The organism is Aminobacter sp. SR38 (assembly GCF_014843375.1).
GTDB lineage: Bacteria > Pseudomonadota > Alphaproteobacteria > Rhizobiales > Rhizobiaceae > Aminobacter > Aminobacter ciceronei.
In genome coordinates, this window is sequence record NZ_CP062112.1 from 3,015,886 (window position 1) to 3,029,220 (window position 13,335).

Consider the following 13,335-nt stretch of genomic DNA (forward strand, 5'->3'; position numbering starts at 1 on the left):
CCTAGCGGCTCTTGTTGCGCAGGGCAACGATCGCGGCCGCCGTTTCCTCGATCGAGCGGCGGCTGACATCGATCATCGGCCAGTTGTGCTTGGTGCAGATCTTGCGCGCATAAGCCAGTTCCTCGGTGATCGAGGCGCGGTCGATATATTCCTGGGCATCAAAAGCCATCGTCGTGCCGAGGATTCGGTTCTGGCGCACATGCGAGATGCGCTCGGCGGTGGCGATCAGGCCGACGACCAACGGCTTCTCCGCCTTGACCAGGCTGTCGGGTACCGGCACGCCGAGGACGATCGGGATGTTGGCGGTCTTGATGCCGCGATTGGCGAGATAGATGCTCGTCGGGGTCTTTGACGTCCTGGATATGCCGATCAGCACGACATCAGCCTGCTCCATGTCAGCAGGCAGCTGGCCGTCATCATGCTCCATGGTGAAGTTGAGCGCATCGATGCGGCGGAAATATTCGGCGTCGAGCACATGCTGGGCACCAACCCGGCGGCCGGCCGGCGCACCAAGATAGGACTGGAACACCGACAGCACCGGTTCGAGCACCGAGACACAAGGCAAGCCCATCGAGGCGCAGCGGCTGTCGATGATGCCGGCCAGGTGCTGGTCGACCACTGTATAGAGCACGATGCCCGGCTCTTCCTCGATGTCGTCGAACACCTTCATCAGCTGCTTTTCGGTGCGGATCAGCGGGTAGATGTGCTCGATCGCGCGCGCATCCTTGTACTGCGCCGAAGCCGCGCGCCCCGCCGCCAGCAGAGTCTCGCCGGTGGCGTCGGAAATCAGGTGCAGATGGAAGAAGCTCTGGGGTTTGTTCACAGCGGGCGCCTGGGTCTGTGGTCAAATGTGGATAAACGGGCAGTTCGGCCCGAAGCGGTCGGCGCGACTGTATCAGATGCCGACTTGTCCACAATTCGCCCCGCTGTCTGTTTCGATTCAGCGACGGGGAGTATTGTGGGGATAGTTTTTTAGTCCCCGGCTGTCCACAGAATCAGCACCTGCGATGCGCTCGGCTAGATTCCTGATTCAAATCGACGAATCCGCTTGCTGCCCGAAGTTTTCCCCGCTGGCGAAAACGGCCGCGCGTCACTATGACAAGTGGATATCCGAGGCTGCCTATGGACAGGTCGGAATTCTCGATTCCAACAGACTCTAAGAATTAGAAGAATCCTTCAGAATAAATTTTTGTTTATAGAAGGCTCTAGGAAAGGCAGACCGGATGCCCGTGAAACGCGCCCTGCTCCAAGTCCTGAAAGGCGAGAGCCTGGAGGTTCCGCCGCTCTGGATGATGCGCCAGGCAGGCCGTTATCTCCCGGAATATCGCGAGAGCCGGAAGAGGGCCGGGAGCTTCCTGGACCTCTGCTACAATCCCGACTTCGCCGTCGAGGTAACTCTGCAGCCGATCCGGCGCTTCGACTTCGATGCCTCGATCCTGTTCTCCGACATTCTTGTCGTTCCGCACGCGCTTGGGCGCGACCTGCGTTTCGAGGAGGGCCGTGGGCCGCTGATGACGCCGATCACAGCCGACGGTGTCGCAGCACTCGATGGCGAAAAGTTTCACGTGAATCTCGAACCGGTCTACGAAACCGTGCGCCGTCTGCGCCGCGAATTGCCGGAGAAGACGACGCTTATCGGCTTCTGTGGCGCGCCGTGGACCGTCGCCACCTACATGATCGCCGGACACGGCACGCCGGACCAGGCGCCGGCGCGGCTGTTTGCCTATCGCGAGCCGGCAGCGATGGCGCAGCTGCTGCAGGTTCTCGCCGACCATTCGGCCGCCTATCTCATTCGCCAGATCGAAGCCGGCGCCGATGTCGTGCAGATATTCGATTCCTGGTCGGGCGTGCTCGACGAGGCGACTTTCGAGGCCTACTGCGTCAAGCCGGTGGCCGAGATTGTGCGCAAGGTGCGCGCCGTCTATCCGGACGTTCCGATCATCGGCTTCCCGAAGGGCGCAGGTGTCCAGCTCGACAGCTACAGGCAGCGCACCGGCGTCACCGGTCTTGGCCTCGACTGGACGGTACCGCTGAGCCAGGCGCAGCGCCTGCAGGCCGGGGGAGCCGTACAGGGCAATCTCGACCCTCTCAGGCTCGTTGTCGGCGGCAAGGCTCTGGAAGAGGGCGTGGATGCCATCCTTGAGGCGCTGGGCACTGGTCCGCTGATCTTCAATCTCGGCCACGGCATCACGCCCGAGACGCCGGTGGCCCATGTCGAGGAGATGGTGCGGCAGGTGCGAAAGGCAACAGGCCAATGAGCGGCCAGAATGTCGGACCGTCGAGTGGTGCGACGGCGGCCAAGCGAGCGGTCGCTGCCATCATCGTGCTGGTTGCGTTGACGGCTTTGCTTTTCCTTGCCGCACCTGACAGCTTCTATCCCTGGGCCAAGGCGATCCATGTCATTGCCGTGATTTCGTGGATGGCCGGCATGCTCTATCTGCCGCGGCTGTTCGTCTATCATGTCGATGCGGAGAAGGGGTCGGTGCAATCCGAGACCTTCAAGGTGATGGAACGCCGCCTGCTGCGCGCCATCATCAATCCGGCGATGATCGTCACCTGGGTTTTCGGCCTGTGGCTGGCCTGGAAGGGTTTCGACTTCGCCGGTGGCTGGCTGCACGCCAAACTGGTTGCGGTGCTGCTGCTTTCGGGCGTGCACGGCTATCTCTCGGCGTCGGTCCGGCGCTTTGCCGAGGACCGCAACGAAAAGCCGTCGCGGCATTGGCGCATCGTCAATGAAATCCCGACGTTGCTGATGATCGTCATTGTCATACTGGTGGTTGTAAAGCCGTTTTGAGTTCCTAAATTTGCTCGACTGCGCCTTGCTCTTTCGTTTCGGGAGGGCTAAAAGGCTGTTCTTCCTTCCCGCCATGCGCCGCCCCATTTTCATTCCCTGGCCGCGCCCGGCGCTTATCGCAAAATGCCGATAGCCAACCTCCCCACGCTCAGAGTCCGTCCATGCAGGAAATGAAACTACAGGATTTCAAGAACAAGAAGCCGACCGACCTGATCGCGTTCGCTGAGTCGCTTGAAGTCGAAAATGCCAGCGTCATGCGCAAGCAGGAGCTGATGTTCGCGATCCTCAAGAAGTTGGCGGCGCAGGACATCGAGATCATTGGCGACGGCGTCGTCGAGGTGCTCCAGGACGGCTTCGGCTTCCTGCGGTCGGCCAACGCCAATTACCTTCCGGGTCCGGACGATATCTATATCTCGCCCTCGCAGATCCGCCGCTTCTCGCTGAAGACCGGCGATACGGTCGAAGGCCCGATCCGCAGCCCCAAGGAAGGCGAGCGTTATTTCGCGCTGCTCAAGGTCAACACCATCAATTTCGACGATCCCGAAAAGATCCGTCACAAGATTCATTTCGACAATCTGACGCCGCTGTACCCGACCTCGCGGCTCAAGATGGAAGTCGAAAACCCGACCACCAAGGACATTTCGCCCCGCGTCATCGACCTGGTGGCGCCACTCGGCAAGGGTCAGCGCGCCCTGATCGTGGCGCAGCCGCGTACCGGCAAGACCGTGCTGCTACAGAACATTGCGCACTCGATCACCACCAATCATCCCGAATGCTATCTGATCGTGCTTCTGATCGACGAGCGTCCGGAAGAAGTGACCGACATGCAGCGCTCGGTGAAGGGCGAGGTCGTGTCCTCGACCTTCGACGAACCGGCTGTCCGTCACGTCCAGGTCGCCGAAATGGTCATCGAGAAGGCCAAGCGCCTTGTCGAACATGGCCGCGACGTCGTCATCCTGCTCGATTCGATCACCCGTCTCGGCCGCGCCTACAACACCGTCGTGCCGTCATCCGGCAAGGTTCTGACCGGTGGTGTCGACGCCAATGCACTGCAGCGGCCGAAGCGCTTCTTCGGTGCCGCCCGTAACATCGAAGAGGGTGGTTCGCTGACCATCATCGCTACAGCGCTGATCGATACCGGCAGCCGCATGGACGAAGTCATCTTCGAAGAGTTCAAGGGTACCGGCAACTCGGAAATCGTGCTCGACCGCAAGGTCGCCGACAAGCGCATCTATCCGGCGATGGACATCCTCAAGTCGGGCACGCGCAAGGAGGACCTGTTGGTCCAGCGTCAGGATCTGCAGAAGATTTTCGTGCTGCGCCGCATTCTGGCACCGATGGGAACGACCGATGCAATCGAGTTCCTCATCGACAAGCTCAAGCAGACCAAGACCAATGCCGATTTCTTCGATTCGATGAACACCTGACGCGTCAGCCCGAAAATCGTAAGCGATCTTCGGGACAGATGCGGAAACTCAGGTTTGGAGCGCCTCTTGGGCGGCGACGCACGGCGCTCCGATCGGTCAGCGACGACGAAGCGCGTCTTCAAGCTTCGCCGGATCGCTGATCACGGGCAGACAGATGAGGCCGGTGCAGAGATATGCGCCGGCCTTTTTCGTATCGGGAAGGATGTCGCCCGGCAGTTTCGCCCGCGCCGTGTCCTCACCGAGAGCCAGGAAGATGTCGACGCGGCGCGGATCCGGATTCCGATTCGCTACCGAAACAAGCGCTGGCCGCTCTGGATCCTCGACGACAATCAGCTTTGATGGTTCAATTGCCAGGATACAGGCGTTCACGATTCCGGCCTGGCCATATTGCTGGTTCTGGATGCGGCCGGCGGCGTGTTCGGCGATTGTCCAGGCGCGTCGCTGCAGTTCAATGTCGCCCGTGATGTTGGCCAGGCGCACAACAGCCTCGATGATCTGGCTGGTTGCCGAAGGAATGGCTTCGTCGATGTCGCCGCGAATGCGCATCGGCACGTCGGCGCTGTCGGATGCGGTGAGATAGTGCCCGGTTCTGTCGGCATCCGCGTGCCAGTTATCGAGCATGTTCACGAAACGAGCACCGTGCTCGAGATATCGCGCATCCCTTGTTGCCTCGAACAGGGAGATGGCGGCGTTGACCATCGCCGCGTAGTCGCTCGACAGCGCGGGATGGAGCCGCTTTTCGCCCAGACTTGAATGCGGCAGTCGGCCTTCAGCTGTTGCTGACGCCAGAATCGCGCCGAAAGCACCTGCCGCGACAGCCACCCAGTCGCTTCTTCCAAGGCTTCGCCCGGCTTCTGCCAGCGCGACGATGGCCAAGCCGTTCCAATCCGTGAGCGCCTTGTCATCGCGGGCGGGGCGAATGCGCTGTTCTCGTTTAGTCAGCAGGCGTTTCGTCAGGCCTGAAACCAGCGCACGATCTTCGATGGCCTGGGCACTCTGGGCCGCGTTCTGGTGGATGATCGGGTCGCCTTCCCAGGCGTCTGGCTTACTGATCGTGAAGTATTTGAAAAATATAGATGAATCATCTCCAAGCGCGTCGGCTATGTGTTGCCCCGTCCAGGTGTAGAACAGCCCTTCTTCACCCTCGCTGTCGGCATCGAGGCTGGAAGCGAAGGTTCCGTCGGGCAGTTGCATCTCGCGCAACAGCCAGTCGATCGTGTGTTCGATTCGTATCCGAAACAGTTCATTTCCTGTGGCGGCATAAGCCCAGTTCGCTTGGCGTATCAGCTGGGCGTTGTCGTAGAGCATCTTTTCGAAATGCGGCACCAGCCATTGCGCGTCGGTCGAATAGCGCGCCAGCCCGCCGCCGACATGGTCGTAGATGCCGCCAGCGAGCATATGCGCCATGCTTTCCGTCATTGCATCACGATGCTGCTCATTGCCGGAGCGCAGCCAGGACAGCAACAAGGTCTGCATGAAAGGCGCATTCGGGAACTTTGGGGCGCCGCGAAGCCCACCCAGATCGCGGTCAAGCAAATCGTAGATGCCGGACGCCAACGTCCTGGCCGTATCGGTCGAGATCGCGGAGCGCGGGCTGCTGCCGCCGAGGCGCTTGCCGACATGTTGGGCAAGCTCACCCGCGCTCTGCAGGATGCTGGCGCGCTTGCCGCGCCAGGCGGCGTCGACAGCACTGAGCACCTGGATGAACCCCGGCCGTCCATACCTCGCCTCGCGCGGAAAATAGGTCCCGCCCCAGAAGGGCTTGGCATCGGGGGTCAGGAACATCGTCAGTGGCCAGCCACCTTGTTCGCCCATGCTGGCGAGCGCCGCCATGTAGATCTGGTCGATATCCGGCCGTTCCTCGCGGTCGACCTTGATGTTGACGAAGAGTCTGTTCATGACTTCGGCGACTTCGGCGTTCTCGAAGCTTTCATGCGCCATGACGTGGCACCAGTGGCAGGCGGCATAACCGACCGAAAGCAGGATCGGCCGGTCGAGCCGCACCGCTTCTGCCAACGCCGCGGGCGACCACGGGCGCCAATGCACCGGGTTGTCGCCATGCTGGCGAAGGTACGGGCTACCTTCGTCTCGAAGCAGGTTTTCGTGCGGAAGCATGTGGCAAGCCCAAAACAGTGATATGAGGCGTCAACCTAGGGCGCTTCCAAGAGACCGGCAAATGCTATTCACCGATTCGATCGCCGCTTTGTCCAGCGGTCACCTGCCGTCCGGTGTCGCGATCGTCAGGATTTCAGGTCCACATGTCCGATTCGCTCTCGAAACGATTGCAGGTAGCCTGCCGCAACCACGTCGCGCGCATTTTGGACCACTGTGTGCAGTGGACGGGCGGAAACTCGACCAGGCGCTGACCTTGTTTTTTCCCGGGCCGCATAGCTTCACGGGGGAGGATTGTGGTGAATTCCATGTGCACGGCGGCCGGGCTGTGGTCACGGCACTGCTCGCGGAGCTCGGAAAGCTGCCGGGTTTCAGGCAGGCCGAGGCGGGAGAATTCACCCGGCGGGCATTCCTCAACGGCAAGATGGACCTTCTGGAAGCTGAAGCGCTTGCCGATCTCATCAACTCCGAGACTGAGGCGCAGCGTCAGTTTGCCATGATGAACTCCGGCGGTGCGCAAAGCGAGCTATATCTCACTTGGCGCAAGCGGCTCATTCACGCTCGGGCGATGATTGAGGCCGAGATGGATTTTGCCGACGAATCGGACGTACCAGGCTCGGTTTCCGCTCAGGTGTGGGACGACGTCCACCAGCTGATCGCCGACATCGGGCGACATGTCGATGGCTACAGCAAGGCTGAGATGATCCGTGACGGTTTCGACGTCGTGATCCTCGGTGCGCCGAATGCGGGCAAGTCGAGCCTGCTCAATGCGCTGGTCCGACGTGAGGCGGCAATTGTCACCGACGAACCCGGCACGACGCGCGACCTCGTTGAGGCAACACTCGATATCGGCGGCCTCAAGGTGCGCATCACCGACACGGCCGGGCTTCGCGAACCTGCGGGCAAGGTTGAAGCCATCGGTATCGAACGCGCGAAGGAACGAGCGAAGGCCGCCGACCTGGTGTTGTTCCTGCAGGATATGTCGGCGCCAACCGAGCTGCCGCCGCCAGGCGATGCATCCGCAGTCATAATTGGCACCAAGCTGGACCGCATCAAAGGTGGTGATGCCGGGTCGAGCTTTGCCCTCGCCATTTCCACGATGAATGGCGAAGGTATCGACGGGTTGATCGAATTGATTGGCGCGCGCGCCGCGGCGGCGATCGGGCAGCGTGGCGATGTGCTGCCGTCGCGGTTGCGCCATGTGGAACTGCTGAACGACGCCAGCGAGTATCTGCGTGCCGCGTTAGCTGCGCCGGAGACTTTGCTGGAACTGAAGGCGGAGAACCTTCGCCTGGCGAGCGACCGAATCGGCAAGCTGTCTGGAGCCGTCGATGTCGAGGACCTGCTCGACGTGATCTTCTCGCAGTTCTGCATCGGCAAGTGATTCACGTGAAACATTAAGCGGTGGAATCAAAGGATTCACGTGAAACATCGGCATTGACTCGCTGCCGCGCGGCCAAGTTGTTTCACGTGAAACCACCACCGCGGCGATTCTCTTGACATGAGGCGGAGATGAGGACATCTGTCTCGCCAAATGTTTCCTGGAGACTGTGATGAGTGAGAGCTACGACGTCGTCGTGGTGGGCGGAGGCCATGCGGGCTGCGAAGCGGCCTCGGCAGCCGCACGGGCCGGTGCAAAAACCGCGCTCGTCACCCTTCGTCGCGATACGATCGGCGTGATGTCGTGCAACCCCGCCATTGGCGGTCTGGGCAAAGGCCATCTCGTCCGCGAGATCGACGCACTTGACGGCCTCATGGGTCGGGTCGCCGATGCCGCTGGCATTCAGTTCCGCCTTCTCAACCGCCGCAAGGGCCCAGCGGTGCGCGGGCCGCGCACCCAGGCCGATCGCAAGCTCTATCGCCTGGCCATGCAGCAGGCGATCGCTGAACAGCCGAACCTCACCGTCGTTGAGGCAGAAGTATCTGATTTCATTATAGATAACGACCGCCTGACCGGTGTTGTGCTGGGCGATGGACAAACGCTTTCCTGTGCCACCGTGGTTCTCACGACAGGCACCTTCCTGCGTGGGCTGATCCACATCGGCGAACGCAAGTTCCCGGCCGGCCGGATGAACGAACAGGCTTCGATGGGATTGTCCGAGACGCTGAAGCGGGCGGGCTTGCGCCTTGGCCGATTGAAGACTGGGACCCCGCCGCGGCTCGATGGCCGCACCATTAACTGGACTTCGCTCGAAACGCAGGCGGCCGACGAGGAACCGGTTCCTTTTTCGCTGCTCACCGATAGGATCCGCAATCCGCAGATCGAATGCGGCATCACGCGGACGACCGACGCCACTCACAGCATCATTCGCGAGAATCTTGGGCGATCGGCGATGTATTCCGGGTCGATTGAGGGCATCGGGCCGCGCTATTGCCCGTCGATCGAGGACAAGATCGTCAAGTTTGGCGACCGGGAAGGCCATCAGATCTTCCTCGAGCCGGAAGGGCTCGACGATCACACAGTCTACCCGAACGGTATCTCGACCTCGTTGCCGGAGGACGTGCAGCTCGACATTCTGAAGTCGATTCCTGGGCTGGAACGGGCAGTGATGCTGCAGCCGGGATATGCGATCGAGTATGACCACATCGATCCGCGCGAGCTGGAGCCGACGCTCGAGACCAGGCGTATTCGCGGTCTTTTCCTTGCCGGACAGATCAATGGCACGACGGGTTATGAAGAGGCCGGTGCACAGGGCCTGCTTGCCGGGCTTAACGCCGCGCGGTTTGCCGGCGGCAGCGAGCAGCTGATCTTGAGCAGGACACAGGCGTATATCGGCGTCATGGTCGACGATCTGACCAGCCGTGGGATCAGCGAGCCATATCGCATGTTCACGTCGCGTGCGGAATTCCGGCTTTCACTGCGGGCCGACAATTCGGACGAGCGTTTGACGCCCCTGGCCATGGAACTGGGCATTGCTTCGGCCGAGCGGGAAAAGCGTTTTGGCGAGATGACGGGCCGCGTAGCAGCCGCGCGCGAACTGACGCAATCGCTGAAGCTATCACCCAACGAGGCGCGCCGTTATGGCATCGAGGTCAATCTCGACGGTGTGAAACGGTCGCTTTACGAACTACTCGCTTATCCCAATATCCAGTTCATGCAACTTGTTAAGATCTTGCCGGAGCTGGCGTCGGTTGACGCCAAGACGGCGGAAGCCATTGAAACCGAAGCCAAATATGCCGTCTACCTTGACCGCCAGAAGGCTGACGCGGCGTTGATGCTGAAGGAAGAGGAGAGGGTGATCCCGGAAGCGCTTGATTTTGAGTCGGTTCCTGGCCTTTCCAACGAGCTTCGGCAGAAGATGCGCGTCCGTCGGCCGCGTTCATTGGCCGAGGCGCAGCGTATCGATGGCATGACGCCGGCAGCGCTGGCCATCATTCTGGCCCATGTCCGCAACTCAGAAGCTCAGTCACGTAGGGGCGCCGCTTGAACAATGACGCCTATGCCCGGTTGCAGGAAGTGGCCGGTCCCGTTTCACGTGAAACATTCGCTAAGCTGAAAGCCTTCGAGGCTGTGTTCCGAAAGTGGGCACAGCGCATCAATCTGGTGGCGCCGTCGACGCTCAATGACGTTTGGGAGCGCCATATCCTTGACAGCGCCCAGATCGTGAAGCTTGGGGGCGCCGCAATGAAATGGCTCGACATTGGGTCGGGCGGCGGGTTCCCAGGCCTGATCATCGGTTCGATGCTCGCCGAACGGCCAGGCGCGACCATCGATCTGGTGGAAAGCAATCGCAAGAAGACCGGCTTCCTGCAGGCCGTGGTCGGTGAGCTCAGCTTGCCGGCTAAAGTGCACTCGAAGCGCATCGAAGATGTCCATGCGCTCATCAAGTCGCCCGAGATATTGAGTGCACGAGCCTTGGCACCACTACCGCTGCTCCTGGAGCTGTCGTGGCCATAGTTGGAGGCGGGAACCACAGCGCTTTTCCACAAAGGCCGGGATTACCGTCAGGAAATCGAAGATAGCGCTCACCAGTGGAGATTCGATCTGGTAGAACACCAGAGCCTGACCGACGCCCAGGGAGTCATTCTCGAGATTCGGAATCTGCGCCGCGCCTAGCTGCCGCGCTGTGACGAGACGGAAAACAGCAGTCGAGCCATGAAAACCACACCTAGAATCATCACAGTCGCCAATCAGAAAGGCGGCGTCGGCAAGACGACGACCGCCATCAATCTGGCGACCGCCCTTGCCGCCATCGGCGAGCGCGTGCTCATTATCGACCTCGATCCGCAAGGCAATGCCAGCACGGGCCTCGGCATCGATCGCAAGGACCGCAGCGTGTCGTCCTATGACGTGCTGACCGGCGAGCTGGAGATAGAACAGGCGGCGATGGAAACGGCAGTGCCGGGTCTGTCGATCATTCCGTCGACGCTCGATCTGCTTGGAATCGAAATGGAAATCGCCTCGGCGCCCGATCGCGTCTTGAAGCTGCGCAATGCCTTGCGGGCATCGGCTGAGCGGGCGGCCGGCTACAGTTACGTACTGATCGATTGCCCACCTTCGCTCAACCTCTTGACGCTGAATTCGATGGCCGCGGCTGATTCCGTCCTGGTGCCGCTGCAGTGCGAGTTCTTTGCGCTCGAGGGCTTGAGCCAGTTGCTTGAGACGGTGGATCAGGTACGCCGCTCGATCAATCCGGAGCTGACGATCCAGGGCATCGTGCTGACCATGTTCGATGGTCGCAACAATCTGGCCAACCAGGTGGTCGAGGATGTGCGCGCCCATATGGGAGAAAAGGTCTACGACACGGTGATCCCACGCAACGTGCGCATTTCGGAAGCGCCGTCCTATGGCAAGCCGGCGATCCTCTACGACCTGAAATGCTCGGGCAGCCAAGCCTATCTGCAGCTCGCCTCGGAAGTCATCAGGCGCGAACGTAAACTCCGGGCCGCATAAATCGATTCGGACTCGAAACAAGCTGGACTAGACATGAACGAAGACCTTTCCAGAAAGCGCCTTGGCCGGGGACTTGCTGCTCTCATCGGCGAGATGGACAAGCCGGCGGTCCCGGAAAAGCCGGCGGCGCCGGCCGACGGCCGGGTGCCGATCGAGTTCGTCAGCCCCAATCCGCGCAACCCTCGTCGCCATTTTGGCGAAGCCGAACTTGCCGACCTGGCGCAGTCTATCCGCGAGCACGGCCTGGTCCAGCCAGTCGTCGTCAGGCCAGCTGCGCAGGCCGGGCACTATGAAATCATCGCCGGCGAGCGCCGCTGGCGTGCAGCACAGCGGGCCGGCGTCAACGAGATTCCGGTCATCGTTCGCGACGTCAACGATCGCACGGCGCTTGAGCTCGCCATTATCGAGAACGTCCAGCGCTCCGATCTTAATGCAATTGAAGAGGCAATGGGCTACCAGCAGCTGATCGACGATCACAACTATACCCAGGCCGATCTCGGCCAGGTCATCGGCAAGAGCCGCAGCCATGTCGCCAACACGCTGCGGCTGCTGAAGCTGCCTGACGTTGTGCGCGACATGCTGGTCAATGGCGAGCTGTCGGCCGGTCATGCCCGGGCACTGATCACGGCTGCCGACCCGGCGGGCCTGGCCAAGCGGATCGTCGATGAGGGCCTGTCGGTACGCCAGGCCGAGGCGCTGGCGCAACTTCCGGCCGATGCGCTGCTGGAAAAGCAGCCGTCACGTCCTGTCGAGAAGGATCCGGACACGATCGCGCTGGAGAAGCTTCTCACCGACGTCGTCGGCATGAAGATCTCGATCGCGCACAAGGAAAAAGGCGGCGAGCTGCGCATCAGCTACCGCTCGCTGGAACAGCTTGACGACTTGTGCCGTCGCCTGAAGAGCGAGCATATCTGATTGATTCTATTGACTCTTGTCTGAAAACGTCGGCCTCGCGCCGGCGTTTTTGCGTTTGCAGCAAATCCGGGAAAGGCATGCAGCCGATTTCGTTCGGACTGTATTAGAACGAGACGTGCGACGGCGTTCTTTAGCGCCGGCCGGAGGAGAGGCGGGCGCCTTCGACGGCGATGCCGAGCATCGCCTGGCGCGCCAGCGCAACCGCAAGGTCGGGCCGGCGCCGCGTCTGCAGCGTTGTCGATTGCAGCCGTGTCAATGCGCGGGTCAGCGCTGCCGCGCTCCAGCTCGATAAGGTCTTTTCCACGGCCCGGCGGCGGGAGAAGAACACCGGGGGGCGTGCCGCGGCGACGACCGCCGAGGCGTTGCGGCCGCCATTTTCCATCTCGCCGCGCATCAAATGAATGTTCTGGAGGTGGCGGGTTGCGGTCGCGAGAAGCTGTGCCGCCTGGCTGCCGGTCTGGCACTGCTTGGTGAAAGCGGCGTCGAACTCGGCGATGTTGCCGCCAAGGGCTGCGTCGATGGCGTCGTCCAGCGACAATGCCGAGACATCGCCAGTCATGTCCTTGACGTCTTCGAGCGAGATCTCGCCCTTGCCCATGGCATAGAGTGTCAGCTTCTGGATCTCGCCGCGTGTCGCAAGGCGGTCGCCGCCGAGGCTGCGGCGCAGTGCGTTGCGGGCGTCCATGGCCATGTTCAGGCCGGCGGTGCGCAGTTCCTCGTCGATGACGCTTTCGATATCGCGCGCCTCGTCGGTGTAGCAGGGCAGGGCCATGCCGGCAAAGGCGCCTTCGACGATCGTGCGCAACGGCGCGCCCTTCTTGAGATCCTGCGCCTCGATCAGGATGACGGCGTCGCGCGGCGGGTCGGCGGCCAGCGCCTTGACGTCGTCGGCAAGGCTCTTCTGGGCAGCGGCGTTGCGCACCCAGATCAGCCGGCGCGGCGAAAACATCGGCACGGTGCGGGCCTCATCGACGAGACGGCCGCTGTCGCGCTCGACATCGGCGGCGTCAATCTTGACGACGGAGAAGGGATCATCGAGCGGCAGGCCGGTCTTGGCGGCAAAGGCTGAAGCGCGCTCAGAAACGAGGCCCCGGTCGGGGCCGTAGATCAACACGATGACGGCTTCGGCAGCGGGCCGGGCCAGCCAGGAATCGACTTCGTGAGCTTTCTTCTGCGCCATGCCGTCCTGTTAG

The 13,335-nt window shown here is 61.5% G+C and carries 10 protein-coding genes and 1 pseudogene; 8 read left to right on the forward strand and 3 right to left on the reverse strand.

What is annotated here, in order from left to right; genetic code table 11:
* Position 1 precedes the first annotated feature (1 nt).
* Entirely contained in the window at positions 2-823 is an 822-nt protein-coding gene (locus IG197_RS14725; protein WP_067955797.1) for a pyruvate, water dikinase regulatory protein, read from the reverse strand.
* Positions 824-1,223: 400 nt separating this feature from the next.
* Here IG197_RS14725 and hemE point away from each other — a divergent pair, with 400 nt between their 5' ends.
* From hemE to rho, 3 genes are all read left to right on the forward strand, one after another.
* Positions 1,224-2,258 (forward strand): uroporphyrinogen decarboxylase, encoded by a 1,035-nt coding sequence (hemE, locus tag IG197_RS14730; RefSeq protein ID WP_192312852.1) that lies wholly within the window; start codon positions 1,224-1,226, stop codon positions 2,256-2,258.
* Positions 2,255-2,794: a protoporphyrinogen oxidase HemJ gene (hemJ, locus tag IG197_RS14735; RefSeq protein WP_182576039.1), complete on the forward strand. Its 540-nt coding sequence runs from the start codon at positions 2,255-2,257 to the stop codon at positions 2,792-2,794. Before hemE ends, hemJ begins: the two co-directional genes overlap by 4 nt.
* 161 nt (positions 2,795-2,955) lie before the next feature.
* Positions 2,956-4,221 (forward strand): transcription termination factor Rho, encoded by a 1,266-nt coding sequence (rho, locus tag IG197_RS14740; protein WP_018430513.1) that lies wholly within the window; start codon positions 2,956-2,958, stop codon positions 4,219-4,221.
* Positions 4,222-4,317: 96 nt separating this feature from the next.
* Here the strand turns inward: rho and IG197_RS14745 are convergent, their stop codons facing one another.
* The gene (locus IG197_RS14745; RefSeq protein ID WP_192312854.1) at positions 4,318-6,336 is read right to left on the reverse strand and encodes a thioredoxin domain-containing protein; all 2,019 of its coding nucleotides are present in this window, start codon (positions 6,334-6,336) and stop codon (positions 4,318-4,320) included.
* 61 nt (positions 6,337-6,397) lie between these two features.
* On the opposite strand from IG197_RS14745, the gene mnmE reads away from it, so the two are divergent.
* From mnmE to IG197_RS14770, 5 genes and pseudogenes are all read left to right on the forward strand, one after another.
* Complete coding sequence (mnmE, locus tag IG197_RS14750) at positions 6,398-7,717, forward strand: tRNA uridine-5-carboxymethylaminomethyl(34) synthesis GTPase MnmE (protein ID WP_192319767.1); 1,320 nt, start codon at positions 6,398-6,400, stop codon at positions 7,715-7,717.
* Positions 7,718-7,886: 169 nt separating this feature from the next.
* Positions 7,887-9,761: a tRNA uridine-5-carboxymethylaminomethyl(34) synthesis enzyme MnmG gene (gene mnmG / locus IG197_RS14755; RefSeq protein ID WP_192312856.1), complete on the forward strand. Its 1,875-nt coding sequence runs from the start codon at positions 7,887-7,889 to the stop codon at positions 9,759-9,761.
* Positions 9,758-10,390 (forward strand): annotated as a pseudogene (rsmG, locus tag IG197_RS14760) (16S rRNA (guanine(527)-N(7))-methyltransferase RsmG). Before mnmG ends, rsmG begins: the two are co-directional and overlap by 4 nt.
* 39 nt (positions 10,391-10,429) lie before the next feature.
* A complete protein-coding gene (locus tag IG197_RS14765) occupies positions 10,430-11,227 on the forward strand; it encodes a ParA family protein (protein WP_067955810.1) in 798 nt (265 codons plus the stop codon).
* Between the two features lie 33 nt (positions 11,228-11,260).
* Positions 11,261-12,142, forward strand: a complete 882-nt coding sequence (locus tag IG197_RS14770; protein ID WP_192312858.1) for a ParB/RepB/Spo0J family partition protein — start codon at positions 11,261-11,263, stop codon at positions 12,140-12,142.
* Between the two features lie 130 nt (positions 12,143-12,272).
* Here IG197_RS14770 and holA read toward each other — a convergent pair whose 3' ends face one another.
* The gene (gene holA / locus IG197_RS14775; RefSeq protein ID WP_192312861.1) at positions 12,273-13,322 is read right to left on the reverse strand and encodes a DNA polymerase III subunit delta; all 1,050 of its coding nucleotides are present in this window, start codon (positions 13,320-13,322) and stop codon (positions 12,273-12,275) included.
* Positions 13,323-13,335 lie beyond the last annotated feature (13 nt).